The organism is Pseudomonas sp. PS02302 (genome assembly GCF_029959585.1).
Classification (GTDB): Bacteria; Pseudomonadota; Gammaproteobacteria; order Pseudomonadales; family Pseudomonadaceae; genus Chryseomonas; species Chryseomonas aestiva.
The window spans coordinates 25,011-44,671 of record NZ_JASCON010000026.1; the positions used below are offsets into that span (position 1 = coordinate 25,011).

The 19,661-nt window shown below is 58.6% G+C and carries 18 protein-coding genes and 2 pseudogenes; 7 read left to right on the forward strand and 13 right to left on the reverse strand.

Going from position 1 to position 19,661, the window contains the following annotated elements; genetic code table 11:
* Window positions 1–16: 16 nt before the first annotated feature.
* The 8 genes and pseudogenes from QMX82_RS11050 to QMX82_RS11085 form a co-directional block, all read right to left on the reverse strand.
* Window positions 17–763, reverse strand: coding sequence for a TIGR03747 family integrating conjugative element membrane protein (locus QMX82_RS11050; protein WP_058786686.1), 747 nt, complete (start codon window positions 761–763; stop codon window positions 17–19).
* Window positions 763–1,245 carry a hypothetical protein gene (locus QMX82_RS11055; protein WP_058786685.1) on the reverse strand — a complete coding sequence of 161 codons (483 nt, stop codon included), beginning with the start codon at window positions 1,243–1,245 and terminating at the stop codon, window positions 763–765. The genes QMX82_RS11050 and QMX82_RS11055 overlap by 1 nt, the downstream gene beginning before the upstream one ends.
* On the reverse strand, window positions 1,242–3,407 hold the full coding sequence (gene traD / locus QMX82_RS11060) for a type IV conjugative transfer system coupling protein TraD (protein WP_058786684.1): 2,166 nt from the start codon (window positions 3,405–3,407) through the stop codon (window positions 1,242–1,244). The genes QMX82_RS11055 and traD overlap by 4 nt, the downstream gene beginning before the upstream one ends.
* Window positions 3,408–3,409: 2 nt before the next feature.
* A complete protein-coding gene (locus QMX82_RS11065) occupies window positions 3,410–3,667 on the reverse strand; it encodes a hypothetical protein (protein ID WP_058786683.1) in 258 nt (85 codons plus the stop codon).
* Between the two features lie 8 nt (window positions 3,668–3,675).
* Entirely contained in the window at window positions 3,676–4,176 is a 501-nt protein-coding gene (locus QMX82_RS11070; RefSeq protein ID WP_058786682.1) for an integrating conjugative element protein, read from the reverse strand.
* Window positions 4,173–4,678: pseudogene (locus QMX82_RS11075) on the reverse strand (transglycosylase SLT domain-containing protein). Before QMX82_RS11075 ends, QMX82_RS11070 begins: the two are co-directional and overlap by 4 nt.
* Window positions 4,663–5,292, reverse strand: a pseudogene (locus QMX82_RS11080) (TIGR03759 family integrating conjugative element protein); the annotation flags it as partial. The pseudogenes QMX82_RS11075 and QMX82_RS11080, both read right to left, overlap by 16 nt.
* Before the next feature lie 180 nt (window positions 5,293–5,472).
* The gene (locus tag QMX82_RS11085; protein ID WP_153007514.1) at window positions 5,473–6,177 is read right to left on the reverse strand and encodes a methyl-accepting chemotaxis protein; all 705 of its coding nucleotides are present in this window, start codon (window positions 6,175–6,177) and stop codon (window positions 5,473–5,475) included.
* 504 nt (window positions 6,178–6,681) lie between these two features.
* Between QMX82_RS11085 and QMX82_RS11090 the strand changes: the two genes are divergently transcribed.
* Both QMX82_RS11090 and QMX82_RS11095 read left to right on the forward strand, forming a co-directional pair.
* Entirely contained in the window at window positions 6,682–7,071 is a 390-nt protein-coding gene (locus QMX82_RS11090; RefSeq protein ID WP_058786678.1) for a hypothetical protein, read from the forward strand.
* A gap of 176 nt (window positions 7,072–7,247) precedes the next feature.
* Window positions 7,248–7,499, forward strand: a complete 252-nt coding sequence (locus tag QMX82_RS11095; protein WP_282283395.1) for a hypothetical protein — start codon at window positions 7,248–7,250, stop codon at window positions 7,497–7,499.
* 162 nt (window positions 7,500–7,661) lie between these two features.
* Here QMX82_RS11095 and QMX82_RS11100 read toward each other — a convergent pair whose 3' ends face one another.
* Window positions 7,662–8,780, reverse strand: a complete 1,119-nt coding sequence (locus tag QMX82_RS11100; protein WP_058786676.1) for an HNH endonuclease — start codon at window positions 8,778–8,780, stop codon at window positions 7,662–7,664.
* Between the two features lie 287 nt (window positions 8,781–9,067).
* Between QMX82_RS11100 and QMX82_RS11105 the strand changes: the two genes are divergently transcribed.
* Window positions 9,068–9,502, forward strand: coding sequence for a LexA family protein (locus tag QMX82_RS11105; protein ID WP_282283398.1), 435 nt, complete (start codon window positions 9,068–9,070; stop codon window positions 9,500–9,502).
* The gene (locus QMX82_RS11110) at window positions 9,495–10,763 is read left to right on the forward strand and encodes a Y-family DNA polymerase (RefSeq protein WP_058786675.1); all 1,269 of its coding nucleotides are present in this window, start codon (window positions 9,495–9,497) and stop codon (window positions 10,761–10,763) included. Before QMX82_RS11105 ends, QMX82_RS11110 begins: the two co-directional genes overlap by 8 nt.
* An 8-nt stretch (window positions 10,764–10,771) precedes the next feature.
* On the opposite strand, the gene QMX82_RS11115 is transcribed toward QMX82_RS11110, so the two are convergent.
* Entirely contained in the window at window positions 10,772–12,379 is a 1,608-nt protein-coding gene (locus QMX82_RS11115) for a hypothetical protein (RefSeq protein WP_153007513.1), read from the reverse strand.
* A gap of 240 nt (window positions 12,380–12,619) precedes the next feature.
* Between QMX82_RS11115 and QMX82_RS11120 the strand changes: the two genes are divergently transcribed.
* Both QMX82_RS11120 and QMX82_RS11125 read left to right on the forward strand, forming a co-directional pair.
* A complete protein-coding gene (locus QMX82_RS11120) occupies window positions 12,620–13,249 on the forward strand; it encodes a recombinase family protein (RefSeq protein ID WP_058786674.1) in 630 nt (209 codons plus the stop codon).
* 234 nt (window positions 13,250–13,483) lie between these two features.
* Window positions 13,484–13,735, forward strand: coding sequence for a helix-turn-helix domain-containing protein (locus tag QMX82_RS11125; protein WP_241493298.1), 252 nt, complete (start codon window positions 13,484–13,486; stop codon window positions 13,733–13,735).
* 265 nt (window positions 13,736–14,000) lie between these two features.
* Here QMX82_RS11125 and cadR read toward each other — a convergent pair whose 3' ends face one another.
* Window positions 14,001–14,432, reverse strand: coding sequence for a Cd(II)/Pb(II)-responsive transcriptional regulator (gene cadR, locus QMX82_RS11130; RefSeq protein WP_442969383.1), 432 nt, complete (start codon window positions 14,430–14,432; stop codon window positions 14,001–14,003).
* Between the two features lie 292 nt (window positions 14,433–14,724).
* Here cadR and QMX82_RS11135 point away from each other — a divergent pair, with 292 nt between their 5' ends.
* Window positions 14,725–16,935 (forward strand): heavy metal translocating P-type ATPase, encoded by a 2,211-nt coding sequence (locus QMX82_RS11135; protein WP_425326784.1) that lies wholly within the window; start codon window positions 14,725–14,727, stop codon window positions 16,933–16,935.
* Window positions 16,936–17,307: 372 nt separating this feature from the next.
* On the opposite strand, the gene QMX82_RS11140 is transcribed toward QMX82_RS11135, so the two are convergent.
* On the reverse strand, window positions 17,308–18,735 hold the full coding sequence (locus QMX82_RS11140; RefSeq protein WP_184286725.1) for a heavy metal sensor histidine kinase: 1,428 nt from the start codon (window positions 18,733–18,735) through the stop codon (window positions 17,308–17,310).
* A 5-nt stretch (window positions 18,736–18,740) separates the two neighbouring features.
* Window positions 18,741–19,415 carry a heavy metal response regulator transcription factor gene (locus tag QMX82_RS11145; RefSeq protein WP_058786670.1) on the reverse strand — a complete coding sequence of 225 codons (675 nt, stop codon included), beginning with the start codon at window positions 19,413–19,415 and terminating at the stop codon, window positions 18,741–18,743.
* Window positions 19,416–19,661 lie beyond the last annotated feature (246 nt).

Here is a 19,661-nt window from a genome sequence, read left to right on the forward strand (position 1 = left end):
CGGAGCACGCCGGCGGCTACAGGTATTTCTTGAAGGACGCGGTCGTAAGGTTCACCGACAGGGCCAGCAGCGCTGCACACGGCAGCAGCACCAGGAGTGGGCTCACGCTGATCGGCAAGGCGAGGTACAGCGACCAGGGCAGCAGGGCCAGCGGAAGCATGGTGCTGCGGGCCTTGTGGTAGAAGTAGCTCGACTCGCGGCCCGCGCTGAATTTGCGGATGTCCCGCCGCACCAGCCCGTCGATGAAGCCGACCAGGGCGGCCATCACGAAGAGCGGTACCGCCAGGATCAGGATCACCAGGCGCACGCAGAACACCAACACGGTGAAGAGAGCCGAGAGGCCATAGGTCTGCACCGTCGTGACACTCTGCGCGGCCAAGTAGCGCACATCGAGCTCGCTCCGCGGGCCGGCTGCCGCCAGTTGCTGCATCCCGGTCAGCCACTGAACCAGTCCTGTTTTCACAAAGAGCCAGTCGTAGAGCAGCCCTACCAGCCAGGTCGCAGTCTGCCCGGGCTCCTGAACCACGACGCTGGAGAGAAATCCCTGGGACAGCCAGCCCAGCTCGTGATCAAGCATGCCTTTCGCGTGGTGCCAGCCAGCCTCCGGCCAGAAGAAGTAGAGGCAAAGCCAATCAACCAGGATGGCACCGCCCAGGGACAGGAACATCACGCCGATGAAGTGAAAGGGGAAGCTGAGCACCGACCCGATAAAGGTCTGCTCCTTGACCTGCTGTTGCTGAGCGCGCTGGGCGACGTCGGCCATTATCGGCGTCCTCGAGGAGCGGCGCTGGCGCGCCGGGCGATGGAGAAGAGCGCCTGGCGCTCGGCGGCGAGATCCGGCTGATGCTGGAAGGCTTCCCACTCAGTGCCACCGGCTCGCCCTGCCGGCGGCCAGAGGTTGCCGCGGGGCCGCACGACCTCGGCTACCTGGCGGCCGGTGGCTACCAGTAAGCCCCAACCCGGCGGTAGGTCAACGGCCTGCAACAGCCCTTCGGGACAGAGGTAGAAGCGATAGAGCCCTAGGCCGCCGGCCGTGCGCTCAGGCTTGTTCCGGTCGGCCAGCAAGTCGGCGCGGCAGGTCTTCACCTCGATCAGCGTTGAGCAGTTGCTGCGAAAGCCCAGCACATCGGGCTGTTCGCGCGAGCCGAAGCAGCGCAGCTCGGTGGCAACGAGGGGAAAGCCCTGCCGGCGCAGCCAGGTGGCGCCCAGGTTGACGAGGCGGGCGTGATCAGGACCGGCGGTCATGCAGCGTCTCCTTCCTCGGATCCGCCTTGGGCCATCTGCCGGAAGTCATCCTGCAGGTCCAAGGGCAGGTCGTCTGCGACCCGGCGCTGGTCTGGAGCTTCCCACCACTCGCTGCCGGTGGCCTGGCCCACCTGGTAGGCCTTGCGCATCTTCTCCGCTAGCTCCTGCAGGTCCTTGGGCATCGCCTCGTCCGGATCCACCGCCGGCAACGGCATCCGCACCTTCCACAGGTTGCCGCCCTCGATCAGTGCGTAGCACTGACCTTTGGGCAGGCCTACCACATGAGCGGGCTCCAGCATGGGTACGCTGGTGGCGCTGAGCTGGTCATGGGTGTTAGAGGTGAAGGCGGTCTTGCCATTGACGGCGTCGCTGGCGCTACTCGCCGGCGTGGCGGTGAAGACCTGGACCTTGGGCAACTGGTTGGTCAGTAGCTCGGCGGTTGCCGTCTCACGCACCCGAAGCATGAAGAGGTTGTTGAAGTTGCCGATGATCTGCCCGGCCTTGGCACGGTTGCCGATCTTGGCCTCGATGTCGGACAGGGTCTGGGTGTAGGCCGTGACCTGCAGGCCGGCGCCGCCACCCTTGTTGATCATGGGGATGAACTCATCGCCGATCAGCTCGTTGAATTCGTCGGCGTGCAGGTTGATGGCCACCTTGCTGCTGGCCTCCCCGGGCAACCCATCATCGATGCCGTACTTGTAGATGTGGCCGGCGACCGAGACCAGGTCGGAGAACATGGAGTTGCCGACCGCCGCGGCGACTTCGGTGTCAGAGAGGGCATCCAGGCCGACGTAGACCACGGCGCGTTTGCGCACCACCTGCATCCAGTCGAAGATCGGCCGGGGGTCGTTGACGTCGTGGTAGTCCGGAGCGATCAGCTCGGCCATGCGGCCGGTGGTCAGCTTTTCCAGCAGCGGCAGCAGCGAGGCGACAATCTTGTCGAAGTAGGTCTTGTCGTAGCGCACGGCGCTGCGCAGGCCATCCATGACCGGATCCAGCACTCGCGTCTGGTTCAGGTACTGGTCGATAGCGATGACCCGTAATGGTCGGCCCTTCATGTTGAAGGGGACGTTCTTATCGTTGAGCTTGCCCTCGATGAAGATGATCTTCTCCCAAGCCTTGGGATCGTGCTCATCGAAGTATTTCTGGGCGTATTCCAGGAACAGCCCTTCGATATTGATCACGTGCTGCTGGATCTGCAGGTAGTCCGGCCGCCGGCCAAGGGCGACCAGGGCCCGGGCGATGATGTTGACGAACCGCCAGGCGAACTCCTTGAACGCCGCTGAGTTGCCTTCGCTGGACAGTTGGCCGGCGATGCGGGTGGCCACCTCCGAGATGCGGCCGAACCGACCCACGGCGTTGTAGCGAGCGGACTGGTCTGGCCAGCCCAGGTGGAAGACGTAGAACTCGTTGGCCCGGCCGGCGCGTTCGCACTCGACGTACATGCGCTTGAGAAGGTCGGCATCGCCCTTGGGGTCGAAGACGATCACCACCTCGTGCTGGCCGCGCCGCTTGCGGCGGATGTCCTGGGTGATGAATAGCTCGGCCAGGCGCGTCTTGCCCACCCGGGTGGTGCCCAGGACGATGGAGTGACCCACCCGCTCGCCCAGCGGCAGGCTGACATCGTGCTCGTCCGGCTCGATGCCGTGCAGCCGCGGCAGGCCACCCACCGGGGGCAAAGGGCGGACGGGATTCCACGGCCTGTCCCAGGCGGTCGCCTTGGCCAGCAGGGTGAGCGGGAAGGGGGCGAACTCAAGGCGCGCCTCGAGGCGCCGCGCCTTGTTGGTCCACTCCGACGGCTCGACATAGGGCGCGTACTGCGGCAGGTAGGTGTCGACCAGGCGCTGGGTATGTTTCTGTTCCCAGCGAAAGCCCTTGCCCACGAACAGCCGTTCATTGCTGACCGGGATCTCCTTGCTGGTCATGCTGTAGAACGACAGGCGGCGGATGTTGCGCCGGTAGCGCAGTACGCGCAGCGCCTGGCGCAAGCGGTAGATCCCGAAGCCAAGAAAGGCGACGGCCGTGACTAGGCCGAACAGCGGGGTCAGCGCGACGGCCCAGGGCGCGAACACGCACAAGAAGGCCATGGCCAGGCACACCTGCACCGTGTAGAGCTCAACGGCAGGGCGCAACAGCGTATCCAAGGCATGATTTCGGGCCATGGTCAGCGCCCCACCTCGCCAGCGCCTGGCAGCGGCAGGCCACCGGCGTGCTCCTGGCGGATCGCCTCGGCTTCACCAGGTGAAAGCGCCGCCTCGAAGCGCTCGCAGAGCGTCAGTTTGTCGTCCAGTGACCGGCCAGTGACCTTGCCGCCATGGAGGTCGACCAGGACCTCGACATCCCCCGCCAGGGCCGCACGGGCGGCCTGGCCATTGGGCATCCGGATCACCAGGGTCAGGTAGATGGATTGGGGGCTGGGCATGTGGGCTCCTATTGCTCGAGTGCCGTAGCGGTGATGAGCACGGGGTAATGGGTAAGGCCCAGGCGGGCGGCCAGGTCATCGCCGACGACAGGGCTGACGGCCAGGCCGCCGGTCCAGCGGCGAATCACCGCCAGGCGATCGGCGCTGGCAACGTTGACGACCAAGCCTACGGCGCCGAGGCGCTGCAGGGTTTCGCCGCGGCTGGCCAGCCATTGGCGAGACAGCTCGTCGTCGCCGACTAGGAAGAAGGGCTGCAGGCCGGGTGCGTTGAGCGCGCGCCCCTGGACGGTGCCGGGAGTCAGCCGCTGCGATCGCACCGGGAAACCCTGTGCCAGGGTGGGCTGTGGCACCGGTGCCTGGTGCTGCGTCTGCGCAGGCTCTGGATTGAGGCCTTGGTAATAGGGCAGGGCGGAGACGCCACCACGGTCTTCGACCACGGTGAGGTTGGCGGCTTGGACGGCCAGCGGAAGGGTCACGGTGAGGGTGAGGAGGGAGAGAATCTGCTTCATGGGTTCGAGGCCAGGAGATTCAGGCCGGTGACCCGGCTCAGATGTTTGGCGAAGAGTTCGCGGTACTTGGCGGCAGGCGCCCCGCCGGCAGGGCGGTGGTAGCGGCCGGCGACATTGATCCAGTCGCCGCCCTGGGCGCGCAGCTCGGCGAGCATCCGGGCCGCGACTTCCAGGTTTTTGTAGGGGTTCAGCGCCTCACAGGGCGAGACGCCGCGGCCGAAGCGGTGGCCGTTCCAGCCCATGTTGACCTGGGCGATACCGACGTCGACGCGTTTGGCGCCGGCGGTATTGAGCGCGACCAGCAGTGCGGTACAGGCGTCTGGCCGCGCAGGCGAGTGCCGCTCTCCTGCAGAGCAACCGAGTACAGCACCTCGGAAGGGATGCCGGCCTGGTAGGCGGCCAGCTGATAGGCGGGCGGCGGTGTCTCGGAAGCCTGGGCGCCGATCGCGAAGGCCTGCAGGATCACACCGGCGCCGAGCGCTTTGATCATTGCCTGAGCCATTGCCCATTCACCTCGCGTACGGCCGCGGGCAGTTCACCGCCCAGGCCGAGCTGGACCCAGCGCCCGGCGTCGTGGTTAAGGGTGATCTGTCGGGTCCGCACCTTGGCCGGATCGATGCCGGCGAGCACCGCCCAGCGGCGGATCTTGGCATCGTCGTTCTGGCTACCAATCAAATAGAGATCGAAGGCCTGGCCAGCGCTCTGCAGGGCCTGGACCCGCTCGGTACAGGCCGCGCAGCTGTCCGTTACGAACACGGCGAGTCGCCCGTTGCCGCGTACTGCGGGGCTGGCTTGCGGCGTTGCCTGGCCGCCGGCCTGTACCGGCTGTAGGTTCGGGTAGAGGCGATTCCAGGCGTCGCGGTAGGCCTGGTCGTAGGCCAGCTCCTTCTGTACCCGCTGCGCCTCAGCGCGGACCTGCAGCTCGGCGTAGCGGCGCCGCTCCGCATCGGACTGGGCCTCGATGCCCAGGGCGGTGAGCGGATCTAGCCCGGGAGAGTAGACGCCACGACTGCCCTGCATCAGGGTCCGGTAGCGCCGGAATTCCTGGCTGCTGAGACCCCATTCTCGCGCACTGGCCTCATCCGTAGGTGGAAGCGAGGATTGATGCGCAGTGGAGGGGATCTCCCTCGGTTGAAGAACGTTGCTGTTGCGCTCATCGGTTCCCTTTTCCCTTTCGAACCTTTCAACCTCCTTGTACGAAGGCATCGCAGCAGACACGTTCGTCGGGCTTGAGAAGCAGGCGAGCATCAAGGTAGCGGAAATGGTGGAGTACAGGGGACGCATGGGATGCCTCAGCTACTTGACGAGAAGGGAGCGGGTCGCGCCGTCGACGCTGAACTGCGCCTGGCGGTCGTCGAGATTGGCCAGCCGCCAGCGGGTGCCGCCGACGTTGTCGCCCGGGCGCACCAGGTAGAGCTCGCTGAGCTGGGTGCTGCCGGGCGGTGCGACGGAGAGGAAACGCTCGCCGCCGCGGTACTCGATGCCGACCACTGTGAAGGGGGGAGGGGTGTCGACCGGCTTGGGTGGCTCGGGCTTGCGCGCGGTTGCTGGAGCACTGCGCTGCTTGGGAACGATCAGCGGGGGCGGTGCCTTGGCAGGCTCCACTGCTTTTCTGCGCAAGTCGCCAAGGTCGTTTTGCATGCCTTCGATCTTCGCCTCGAGCACCACCAGGTCGCCGGCCTGGGCCATGCCCTGCAGCGCGGTCTGATTGGCACGCTGGATCTCCACCAGCATGGCCTGGGCGGTATCGATCCGTTGAGACAGCGCTTGCTGACTTGCCCGGAAATCGGCGTCTTGGACAGGCTTGCCGCCGGCGAAGCCATCCATCTGGTCCTGCATCTTGTCCAGACGCTGGGTAATTGCTTGGACCGTGTTCTGGTCTGCCGTCGCGTTCAGGTCACGATTGACGTGAGACAGCTCTACGTAGAGATAAAGGCACGCACCCGACAAGGCAGCAAAGCCCACAGCGGCAAGCGTTTGAGAGAGGGAAGGGCGCTTCATAGGAGACCTCGCACAGGATGCCGTGCACGGTCGCAGAAGCGCGGAAGGGGGTCAGTAGGAAACCTTATCCAGGTCTCAGGAGGTTAGGTTTTAGGGTTCAGCAGCCTATAGGTCGCCCTTTGACCAGGTGCTGAGGGCGGGCAGGTTATGATGCGTGCTTTGGCTGAGAGGGCTACTAAGGTGCTAGTGATTCGGCTGGAAAAAGGTGGCGTGATCAATCTGGAGCGCCAGGTAAGTACCTCGAACGGGTACGGCATCTGGGAATACCATCGGAGCCAGAGCTCGACGATGTATAGGCCCGATTTCACCGTTTATCGTCACGTTGCGATAAAGCCGGCAGATCCACAGGCTGGGCAGCAGGTGAGCGTGGCGATCTGCCTACCTAGTACGCCGGAGAATGAGTGGAAGCCCTTCCGGGCAAGGATCGCTAGCTTCGACGGAATCTGATTCGTCTCCGGTTACCATTCGAGACGCCATCACTTTCTTTATGCGGGATGTTCAACCATGCGACTCAGAGACGAGCTTCGTGACATCGGGCCGATCACGGCCACAGAAATGTACCGAATTGAAGGGCCTCTCCCGAGCTATATACACGTGGAGCGCGCGATCGCAGAGCTAGCTGAGGCTGAAGCGAAAGCCAACACCGGCTTCTTGGAAAAGCTTGGACGGGGCGTAGGCGTCATCAGATCACAGCCCAGTTGGGAAGGCTGGAAGGGATGGGGTGCAGCACGCCAGTTGAAGTGCGCAGCTCTGGCAGGAGCGGGCTGGCACTACGACGAGAGTCACCTGCCCTACGAGCAAGCCGCTCGCGCATATGAGAAGGTGCGGCAGGTTCTGCTCTCGCCTCAGTGTAACTCTGCACAGGAGCTGCTGGAGCTGCTTGATAGGACCTAGCTGATCCGAGCTTGGAAGCTATCAGGACAGAAAATCCTGTGCAGCCGGAAAGCCCAGATTGTACATCTAGGTTTCGGGCGGTATGGCAGACGAGATCCAGGGGATACTGAGCCTGAATATTACGATGAGGTTGGCGATATCGAGATGCTGGCCTCAGCATCTTATAAGGAGTTGTAATGGCTGAAAAATCTAGGTTCTTTCGGGTGTTCGTGAAGGATGGATTCAGTGAGCAGTCGTATGTGGTGCCTGCTCAGTCCGGAGAGAATGCAAAATCTTACTTTTGGACCCGAACAGAAAATCCGTATCGTGCCGACTATCTGGGCTGGCATGAAGTCGGTCTTCTTGACTGTGTAAGTGGTCTCGTCTTCGTAGCATATGTGGACGGTGAAGAGAGAAAGTACGAGTCTGACCAGGCTGGATTTCAGTAACTGGTGCAGCAATTCCAGTTGCTTTACCAAGAAGGAGTCAATGAGCTGTCGGATCGATAAATTACGCCGCCATTGTGCATTGGCTAGAGCCTGTTCGGAAGGGCTCCTGCCAATCACTATGGCGGCTGGCAACCGTTAAAGGCAGCTTGTAATTAACTCGCACTATTCTGTTTCATCATCTGAGAAGTTTCTCCGTCTTGCCTGATGCTCGATGTAGGGTAAGAGTTTCTCCATATACGCATCGACGAACTCATCAGTACTGAAGTCGGCTTTGCCTGAAAAGCGGGCCTGTACTTCCTTGCTCGCGGACTCTATAACATCTGTAAGGTGCTGGTCTTCTTGTCTTTGAAGTTCGTTGGGTACGACTGCGTGGAAGCAGTCTTGCACCATTTGGTGATCCATGAATTCATAGTTGTAGACTCCTCTTATGTCAACTTCGTCGAGGCTGAAATCAAAATCAATAGGGCACTCGATTCCCTTGGTAGGGTCAATTGCATAAGAAACGGCAAAATCCTCGCCCTCGTATTCAGCACTTAATGACATGACAACCCGTAATATCCCAAAGTACTCCAGGTATGCTTGGATCGTTCTTTTTGTTTTGTTGCCTTTTACACAGATGCAGTGGATCGGTACATTGGCAGGTCTATCGATCAGAGGGTCTTGATGGTAGTAGTAGCCGAAGCATGGTTCTCCATTGGTTAGTAGGAAATCATTTGCCCTTTCGCAGATTCTTGGGTTTATGCCGTTCGCGGATAATAAGGCTAGAGCTGTTTTTACGAAAGATTTCCCTACTTCCACGCCTCCAAATCTGAGTTTAAAGTGCATGTACCCTTCGGGATAAATAGATTCTGGTTTTGCTGTGGATAATAGCTCTTCTACGTCTAATGAAGGATACGTGCGTTTCAAGCCTTGCAGGATTTGCCGGGCTTGTTTCATGTCGTTAGCCTTGATATTGATATGAACGCCATCGTCCTTTTCTTCGATGTTTCGCTCAGGGCTATAAAATTTCAGTGAGCCTTTGTTGTAGATCAGCTTTTCGCCTGAGGTTGTTTCAATCACCTCTGCTTTGTTTTCACCTCGATCCCGCACCACGCGAAAAAATAAGGCCAGCTGATTAAACTGCTTTGATAGATCCGAATCCCAAGTCTCTCCGGCTTTTCCGTTGCACTCCCTGCAAATAAAGCCTTTGACTTCTCTGATGCCACCTATGGAGTTCGGAATTATATGCTCGCCGGAATTATTTTGTTGTGTTAATGGGTCGTTGCATAGATAGCAGTTCATGCCATAGTCCTTGAGAAATATTGTGTTGGTAAAACCATGAATTAATGTGATCTAAGGTTACCGCTACATCGGCCTTGTCTCTCGCAAGTGACCTGAGCGATGTAACCGTTACGCTAGACGTCCAAACGCCATGCTTCAAATCACACGCTTTTGATGCCAGGGGTAGCCACTGGTCCCTGTGACGTGACCCCCGGTCGTCGGCGACGAGCGATGCTCAATGGACAGCGAAGCCGGCCATTTGCTAACTGTATAAATACACAGTCTGACGAAAGGAGGCTTGCCTTGCCATGTCTATCGAATTTGTTGCCAATCTGGCTCCGTCTGAAACGGCCCTACCGGTCTTCCTCTTCCGTGTCCCCTGCGGGTTCCCATCCCCCGCGCAGGACCATCTCGAATCGGTCATCTCCCTTGATGACCTGCTGAACATCAAGGCTCCGCACACCTACATCGTCCGCGCTACCGGGGACAGCATGATGGGCCTCGGCATCTTCCCGAATGACTTGCTGATCATCACGCGGGCACGTGAAGCGGTGCCCGGTGATGTTGTGGTCGCGGCGCTCAACCGCGAGCCGTTGATCAAGACGTTGCAGCGAAATGCCAACGGCCAGTACGAGCTGCACTCGGCCAATCGCCACTACAAACCTATCCCTATGCGGGAGGAAGACGAATTCGAGGTTTGGGGCATCGCTACCGATTGCCTGCGGCGTCTCGGTCATGCCTGACCAGGTTTATGCGCTCATCGATTGCAACAGCTTCTACTGCAGCTGCGAGCGAGTGTTCAGGCCTGACCTGAACGGCGTGCCGGTGGTGGTCCTCAGCAACAACGATGGGTGTGTCATCGCGCGTAGCGCCGAAGCCAAGCAGCTCGGGATCAAGATGGGGGCGCCGTGGTTCCAGCTGCGGGAGTTTGCGCGTCAGCATGGCGTTCAGGCATTCAGTTCCAACTACGCGCTCTATGGTGACGTCAGTGACCGCGTGATGCGTACGATCGGCAGCTTGGTGCCGGCGTACGAGATCTACAGCATCGATGAGTGCTTCGCTGACCTCACGGGTATACCGGAGCCGCTGATCGATGTCGGTCGGTCCATCAAGGACAAGGTATTTCAATGGACACGCATCCCGGTCGGCGTCGGGATAGCCAATACAAAGACCCTTGCCAAGCTCGCCAACCATGCTGCCAAGCGTTGGGTCGATCGCACTGGCGGTGTGGTAGATCTCCGGGATCCAGACCTACGTGACAAGGTGCTGCGCAAGCTGCCCGTCGACGAGGTGTGGGGCGTTGGCCGCCGGCTGAAGGTGAAGCTCGAGGCCATGGGGATCCAAACGGCCTGGGACCTCGCCCAGTACGATGCCTGGTCCCTGCGCAAGCAATTCAGTGTTGTCTTGGAGAAAACTGCCCGGGAGCTTCGGGGCGTGCGCTGTCTCAACCTTGAGGAGGTCGAGCCCCCAAAGCAGATGATCTGCAGCAGCCGCATGTTCGGTACCCGACAGCACAACCTCTCAGCGCTAGCCGAGGCGGTGGCCAGCTACACGTCTCGCGCCGCAGAAAAGCTTAGAGCCCAGAAATCCCTGTGCCAGGTGCTCCGTGTGGGAATCCAGACCGGCATGTTCAATCCCGATCAGCCACGCTATGCCAACAGTGTGACCCTACAGCTGCCATATCCCACTGATGACACTCGGGTGCTGATTCAGTACGCCCAGTTCGGCCTGGCCCGGATCTACCGGGAGGGGTACGCCTATTCAAAGGCTGAAATCCTACTGGCCGAAATCTGCCAGCGCGGCGAGATCACTGGTGATCTCTTCACGCCGGAGCAGCCTGCTATCGCTGGTCAACTGATGGCCACCCTCGACGCGGTGAACCGCAAGTACGGCCGCGGCACTTTGCGCGCTGCGCGTATCCGTGAAGCGCCGGGGTGGAGTATGAGGCGGGAGCTGCTGAGTAAGGGTTTCACCACCAATATTGATCAGGTATGGAGTATCTAGATTTTGCTCTAGTTGACCTTCTTCCAATTCTCGTTTTCCAATGACGTGGTTATTATTGATTTTTCTGTGCTAGTAAAGCTGACTCTAATTTTACTTTGCTCATCTAATAGGCAGTACGGTGATGCCTCAACGTGGCTAATGGTTGAGGTAATGCGAGGAGCCTGAATTTTTTGGCCGAACAGGTCAAAAATAGCACCTCCTATCTCTGTTATTTTTATTATTGAATTGTTTTCCTCTAGGATTCCAGTATTTTTTAGAGCTCCATCTTCCCATGCTTCTAGCTCGCTTTCGCAAATTTGGCCTGGAGACCTTTCGCTGGATGTGCTGCCGGTTATTAGCTCTGAGTATTGATTGAGTCTTTCTTCAAGCTCGGGGTTTATATCTATATTCTTTATGATGATCGGTTCGCTGATTTGCTTTGCTATCAAGCGAGCTTTCTCAAATAGCCTAATGATTGAGTTGAGCTGGTGGATGAATTCCTGAGCTATCGACTTGCTGTCTGTACCGTATCTTGCTATGTCATCTCCAACATCGTAATCTATAAGTATATGTCCTTGATGAAGTCTGTCCGCTATCTTTTGGATTCGTGAAAAATATGGGATCTTAAGTAAGTCTTTGCCCGTCCAGGCTGCTGCGCTGAAGTGTATGTCTATCTTGCTAAATGCGGTATCAAAAATGAGGTTTAGTTCGATTTTTACAAGCCCTGCGAGGGCGCTTCCCTCCGCAATTAACCTTTTGCTGCCATGGGTCGAGTAGGATTGAAATGAATCTATCAAAAATTCTTTCCCTTCCTCGTCTACACCAATAAGATGGGTCTGGATCCGCCTCTTATGGCCTCCAATTGTTATCTTTCCCTGGGCTGAATTATCAATAATTGACTCAAAAAGCTTTGAGCCCTTAAAGTTGAAGTTCGGGCTTTCTATTGTTAGTTCGCGGCCTTCCTCAAATAGTGCAGTTGCGGAATTAATAAATTCCGGGTTGTTCACTATGTTTTTGATGAGAAGTTCTACCGTTGCATTTTCACAAGCAGCTGTAATTTCGTGACGGGTCTCGTTGTTAGTGGCAAAAACTCTTACATTGAATCTAGGGTCTAAGTTGGACAGGCTTTGCTCGTACCCATATATTGCTGTTGCAAGAGGTGTTTGGGTTGGGCTCTCATCCCTGCGGATATATCGCTCTAAAAAAAGACCTGTTTCCTTTCTTATCTCGTCTTTCACTTCGCTCTCAAGGAAAGACTTTTGCCCAACCATTTGACTAGAGCGTCTTTCTGATTGTGCCTTCCACTGTAGGAGGAGTTCAACCGAGAATGCGTTTGGATCTACATCTATCTGGCGGGCGTGATTCTGACAGAGCCAAATGCCATTGCTGGCGTCCCTGCGTTGTGCTGAAGTCAAGCTGGCGTCGTACCGTGGGCCTCCTTCTGCAGCTGCGGTTATATGTGCGGCAACGCCGATGCTCAAAGGGCTATCGTTTAGCTGTTTGCACCCTAGAGTGTGAACTCTGCATTCTGGATTTGAACAGATATTTGAGGAAATGTCTTTGAGAAGCCTTATTGTCGCGGCTGTGAAGTCATCCCTTTTTGGTCTGGATAATTTTGCTTTTTTTGCTTTGCCCATAGTGTTTCTTCTGTCTGAATTCGGATTGATAAGTGTAGTGCCTTTCTGCCTAGGTTGAAGGTTAAAGCTAGGAAATATTAGTTTCTGAACAGCCTACTATCCCAACCAATGCATCGAATAGGGTGTACCTCACGCGCTACACCTATCGGCCTGGCCCAAGGCGTGGCGAAAAGTAGTCAAACAGACCCAAACGACTACGGGTATATTTCGATACGCCAAACGACTACACCGGAGCCCGCCATGTTCGTTCGCGCCTACCTTCGTGCCTCTACTGACGATCAAGACGCCACCCGCGCCCGGGAGGCCCTGCGCACCTTCGCCGCCGAGCACGGGACGCGGATCGCCGCGACCTATGTCGAAAACGCTTCGGGCACTCTGCTGGACCGTCGCGAGCTGCTGCGCCTTCTGGCAGATGCCGAACCTGGGGACGTGCTGCTGGTGGAAGCGGTGGACCGTCTGACACGTCTCGACCGCGCGACCTGGGACCAGTTGCGGGACCGGATCGCCCAAGCGGGCCTGCACGTGGTGTCGCTCGACCTGCCGATGACCCATGCTCTGTTGCGGCCAGCCTCTGCCGGCGCCGATGGGTACCAAGAGTGGATGACGCGCGCGCTCTCGCAAATGCTGCTGGATTTCCTGGCAGCGACAGCCCGGAAAGACTATGAGACCCGCAGGGCCAGGGCGGCCCAGGGAATCCGCAAGGCGAAAGAGGCGGGGGTCTACAAAGGGCGACCGCGGGATGAGAAGCTGCACGCGCGAATTCGCGAGTGCCTGGCCAAAGGTATGTCAGTGCGCGGGACGGCCAGGCTATTGGAGTGCTCGACCAGCACCGTCAATCGGTGCCGGGCGACACAGGAGGCGGCACTGTAGGGCCAGGCACTGGCAATCTGGTAGCCACACCCATAGGGTCTGGCCACCAGGCCCCGGCCAGGTGTCGGGGCCGATTTACCAGAATGGCTACTTATCGGAAGTCGGCGTGTTACGGCCAAATAGTAATGTCGCGATCCAGCCAAATAGAAATGTCCCGATCACCTGTGGCCGCTAGCCTACCGGCTTTGCTAGCGATGCGGAGCGATCAGGATGTCAGCCCACGAGCGGATCACGATGAGCCTACGCGATGTCGATCGTCTCAAGGTCATCCAGGCGGTGACTGAGGGTTTTATCACGCCTACCCGCGCTGCCCAGCGGCTGCAGCTGAGTACACGGCAGGTTCACCGCCTTGTGCAGCGTTACCGGGACACCGGCGTATCAGGGCTGATCTCCAGAACGCGCGGCCAGCCCAGCAATCACCAGTTGCGTCCCAAAGCGCAACCGTCATGCGTCAGTCGATTAGCGCTGAGGGCCTGGCCGCCCTAGTTGCAGCCGGGGCCGCTTGGGATGTGCGTGCTACTCCAGGCCCTGAGGGGCATGGATGGCAGCTACAGGTACGCTACAGCAAAGAAAGCCGACATTTTCCTCTCCGCTACCGGCGCGAATTGGTGAGAGTGTTTCGGTCGCTCGACGCGCTCAATAGGTATGCACAGAGCGTTGGGATACGGGGCTTCAGAGTAGAAAGCTGAAATGGGTGCTCATGCTGCTGCTCAGTGTCTCCCTGCAGAGTTCGGATATATCCAATGTGGGCTCAAGGCTCACTAGTCCTAATAGGCCCTTGGGTATGGAAAGAACAATCCGCTAGCCCTTGCAGAATACCGCAGGACTCGATGGGGCGCGCTCCACCGCACCTTTCACGTAAGGCAGTCATGTGCTGCTTTAGCTGCAGTAATGCCACGATCCGCGCCTCCACCTGCTGGAGATGGGAATCCAGCAGCGCGTTGACCTCGCTACAGTCCTGCCTTGGGTTTTCGCGCAGGCCCTGCAGGGCACGAATCTCGGCATGCGTCATGTCCAGCGTGCGGCAGTGCAGAACGAACTGCAATTGCTCAAGGTGTGCCTTGCTGTACAACCGGTAATTCCCGGCGCTACGTGCTGGCTCCGACAACAGCCCTTCCTTCTCGAAGTAGCGGATGGTCACAACTTCGCATCCTGTGAGCCGGGCTAGCTCCCCAATCCTCATGTCCACTTCGGCCGCCTTGAGTGCTTGACTCTATAGTAACTATAGGGATTGTAATGCTCCCCATTCAACGGTGAAAGTGGGGGCTGACATGAGCGATTGCGGATCAAAGGGGTGCGGTTGCAGCTCGGCTGCGTCAGGCCCTCTTCTTACGCCCGAACCGACGGCCAGCGCCCTGGCCGAGGCTAGGGAAGCTCACTACCTTATTCAGAATATGGACTGCCCCACAGAGGAAGCGCTCATTCGGCGCAAGCTGGGGGGCTTGTCCGGCGTTGTCGGCTTGGAATTCAACCTGATGAAGCGCACGCTGATCGTACGGCACAACCTGCCTTCGCTGACCCCATTGGAAGAAGCCTTGTCAGCGGTCGGTATGCAGGCGGTGCGTCAGGGAGACGACCCGAGCACGCAGATTACCCGTCTTGGCATAGCCCAGATGGATTGCCCTACCGAAGAGACCCTGATTCGGAAAAAGCTCACCCTTCTTCCTGGTGTAGTTGATCTGGACTTCAATCTGATGCAGCGCACATTGACTGTGCGTCATACCGCCAGCGCGCTAGCCAAGGTACTCGATGCGATCCAGTCGCTAGGCTTCGAAGCTCAGGAGCTGGACACCCAGAATTATCGCACTCCACCATCAAGGGCCTATAGCGACTCGACGCCGTGGCTGCCGCTCGGCTTCTCTCTTGCTGCTGCAATAGCCGCTGAGGGCATGTACTGGTATCTAGGTGGCAATCATTGGTCGGTCCTGGTACTGGCGTTGATTGCCATCTCCCTGGGTGGGTTGTCCACTTACAAAAAGGGCTGGATAGCGCTTAAGAACCGCAATCTCAACATGAACGCCCTAATGTCGATTGCCGTCACCGGGGCCATGTTGATCGGCCATTGGCCGGAAGCGGCGATGGTGATGGTGTTATTCGCCCTCGCCGAGGTCATTGAGGCCAAATCGCTGGATCGTGCCCGCAATGCCATCCGGGACCTACTCGATCTAGCCCCCGAGCAAGCCACGGTGCAGCAGCCTGACGGTACTTGGCTCGATGTGGAGGCCAAGCAGGTCGCTATCGGTAGCCGGGTGCGGGTGCGGCCGGGCGAGCGCATCGCGCTCGATGGTGTGCTGCTAGAGGGCGGCTCCACCGTGAGCCAAGCGCCGATCACTGGGGAAAGCCTTCCCGTTGAAAAGGCCCCCGGCGATCCGGTCTATGCCGGCACTATCAACGAGTCTGGATCCTTCGAATATCGCGTCACGGCGGTGGCCGGCAACTCCACCTTGGCACGCATCATCCAAATGGTGGAAGAGGCGCAAGGCAGCCGCGCTCCAACCCAGCGCTTCGTCGATCAATTCGCCCGCTGGTATACGCCTGCCGTTTTCGTGCTAGCAATTGCCGTGGCGGTACTACCTCCCCTGCTTCTGGGCGCAGCTTGGATGGATTGGCTCTATCGGGCCCTGATTCTGCTGGTGGTGGCCTGCCCCTGCGCCTTGGTCATTTCCACTCCGGTCACCATCGTCAGCGGACTGGCTGCTGCAGCACGCCAAGGCATCCTCATCAAGGGTGGCGTTTATCTGGAGGATGGTCGCAAGCTGCGGTGGCTAGCCTTGGACAAGACCGGCACGCTCACCCACGGCAAACCCGAGCAGACCGACGCAATCTCCTTGAACAGCGCCTTGACCGATAGCAGTCGCAGCATTGCAGCGAGTCTCGCTAGCCGCTCTGACCATCCGGTATCCAAAGCCATCGCGAAAGCCGCCGTTGGCGACGGTGTGGTGCTGCGAGAGGTCGGGGAGTTTGCCGCGCTGCCTGGCCAGGGCGTACGCGGTGTAATCGATGGACAGACCTATCATCTTGGCAACCATCGAATGGTCGACGAATTGAGGGGGTGCTCCTCGGACCTGAAACAGCGCATCACGGCGCTCGAAAGCGAGGGCAAGACCGTGGTGATGCTGGTAGGGGCTGACGATGTACTGGCGATCTTCGCTGTCGCCGACACCATCAAGGACAGCAGCCGCAATGCGATAGCCGAGCTGCATGCGCTGGGTATCCAGACCGTGATCCTGACGGGCGATAATCCACATACCGCCCAAGCGATTGCTGCTCAGGCCGGAATAGATCGCGCCCAAGGTAACCTGCTACCGGCCGACAAGCTGCGCGAAGTCGAACAGCTTGCCCAGTCCAGTAAGGTCGGCATGGTAGGAGACGGTATCAACGATGCCCCGGCATTGGCACGCGCCGACATTGGCTTTGCGATGGGGGCTGCGGGCACCGACACGGCCATCGAGACAGCAGACGTGGCCCTCATGGACGATGATCTGCGCAAGATTCCAACCTTTGTGAAGCTCTCTCGCGCCACCGCTCAGGTGCTCTTGCAAAACATCGTGCTTGCACTTGGCCTAAAAGCCGCTTTTTTGCTGCTGACCTTCACTGGGCAAGCAACCATGTGGATGGCCGTATTCGCCGATATGGGAGCCAGCCTCTTGGTAGTGGGCAACGGGCTAAGGTTGCTGCGCCAATAAGCTGGCATTCCTCGTTGATGACCGGGAGGGTTTGAAAGGTGTCCCACGGCAAATCCTCGCGCCAATCACAACTGCAGTTACTGGGTTACCCAGCCTTCGGGCAGGCCGTAAGGTCTGCTTCAGCACCTCGATCGTTTCGGGCGAGATAAGCAGCTTCATGGGCAGGGGTATGTGTACATTCGTATATGCGTAAAAACGAATAAACAGGTTGCCCGAGTATCCTCGCGCTGCTTGCTGCATTGGAAGACGTTGTAGTTCGTCTGCAGAAAGACGCTGGTCGGGAAGTCCTGCATATGCAGCCCTGTCTATAACAGCTCCGGGTTAGTTATTGACATGTCTACGCTGCCATATCGACCAGCATCGTGCTCACACCTATCTATTGGTGGGGGAACAAAGCGCTTCCGCTTCGCCTTGTTCATCAAAGTTGGTTACGGGCGTAACTGCTGGAGGAAATGTCAGCGTGAAGCGCGTCATTCCCTCATGAGATTCGGCATGCACCAGGCCCCGGTGAGAAATCATAATCGCGCGGACGATCGCCAACCCTAATCCACTGCCGCCTGTAGGTTGATCGCCAGCCCGGTAAAAGCGATTGAAGACATTCGATAACTCATCCGGATCTATGGGAGATCCTTGGTTTATCACAGCTGCCCATCCACCACCTTCCTCTTGCGCGGCAAGCTCTACTATCACAGCCGTTCTTGGATAAGCGTGGCGAATAGCGTTTGATAGCAGGTTCGATAGCGCACGCTGGATCATCAACTTGTCGCCCTCGACTTGAAGCTGTCCTTTGACTACCAGCTCTATTTCGCGCGCTTCGGCATAAGCCTCAAACAGGCTACAGACCTTAAGTGTCTCTTGCTCGACGGCCACTTGGCTCAGTGAGGTTAGCGGTTCGTGGCTGTCCAGACGCGCGAGGAGGAGCATGTCCGCGACAATACGGCTCAAGCGGTCCAGTTCGTCTAGGGAGTCCTCCAAGGCCTTTTGATACGTGGCCTCGTCACGCTTCCGGCTAAGTACCATCTGCGTTCGACCTATGAGGATCCCGAGCGGGGCGCGCAATTCATGGGCAACGTCGTCTGCAAAGCGGTCTAGTTGCTGCACGCCCGTATTGAGGCGCTCCAACATCGTGTTCAGCGCGATGGCTAGATCAGCTACTTCTGCAGGCAGATTGGTGTCATCCACTCGCAATGTCAGCTGCCGGGTAGTAATCGCACGGGCAGTACGGCGGAAGTGGCGTAACGGCGCAAGGCCCTGATAACCCGTCCACCACGCCGCGGCGCCAATCAGCAGTAGCAGAATCGGCAGACTTATCAAGGCTGCACGTAGGAAAGCATCCAACAAAAATCTATCACTGCTGCGGTCCTGGCTGAGCAGTAGCTGTAGTGGAGGCAGCGATGGGATGGTCAGGCTAGTCCGGATAGTTAATAGATCGTGGCCGTCATCAGAATGCCAGGCCAACGTCTGGGTGTCTGGCCAACGGCCCGGCCGTAGCTCATCGGCATAGGCATGGGAGCCAAGCCCATACAGGGGTGTGTCCTCTTCCGCCGAAAGCACGGTGACCGACAGCTCATCGTGGCCGAGCAGAGCGTCAGCTAGTACGTGCTGCCAAGGCGCTTTGGTAGGATCTGCAGGACGCTCTTCCAGGCTGTGCTGGATCTGCCCTAATTTGGCTTGCAGCTGGTCAACAGCACGCTTATCAAGCTCCCGCTCTAGAACGCTGTACACCATAACGACCAAGATGATAGCCAGCAGCAAGCCCACGCCTGTGACGATCATCCCCAGGCGCAGGGCGAGGCTCATGGGTCTCATGAACGGCGCTCCATCACGTAGCCAACGCCTCGTACTGTATGTATAAGCGCCTCCCCGAAGGGCTCATCGACCTTCATCCGCAAGCGTCGAACGGCGACTTCCACCACATTGGTGTCACAGTCGAAATTCATGTCCCAAACGCGCGAGATGATCTCGGTGCGGGAGAGCACTTCGCCCTGGCGTTGCATGAGCAGGTGAAGTAGCGCGAATTCCTTGCTGGTCAAGTCGATGCGCTGGTCCCCGCGAAACGCACGATGGCGAAAGGGATGAAGCTCAAGATCGGCCAGGTGCAGGGTATCACTGACCACTCGCGTTTCGCCGCGTCTGAGCAACGCGCGGATGCGGGCGAGCAACTCCGGAAACTCGAACGGCTTGGTCAGATAGTCGTCAGCGCCGGCGTCCAGTCCTCGGACGCGCTCGCTGGTTCGGCTCTGGCCCGTTAGGAGCATCACGCGGGTCTGCTTGCGTCGCCGCAGCAATTCCAGGACCTCCAGACCGTCCATAGTCGGCAGATTAATGTCCAGCAGGATCAGGTCGTAATCCTGCTGCACAGCCAGATGCAGACCATCAATCCCGGTCGCGGCGCGATCAACCACATAGCCATTCTCCGTGAGGCCTTGCTGCAGATAATCCGCGGCGCGGGCTTCGTCTTCCACTATCAGTAAGCGCATCGTCTGTATCAGTCGTGTCGAGGATGTTGCGGAGGCTGAAGCCTGTAGCCGCTAGAGAGTCAAGCGATCAAGCGTGCCGGTATACCTGGACGGCGGCAACTTCCTTACAGCTTTGTAATGTTGGCGTCACCGGAGCGATAGGTGGCGCTCCCTAGAGTCGGCTCCGCTATCACGCGACGATCTCTTCGAACGTCGCGCCTTCTGCACAGGAGTCGCTGCAGTGCCGTTATCCCTTCCATGTCGATA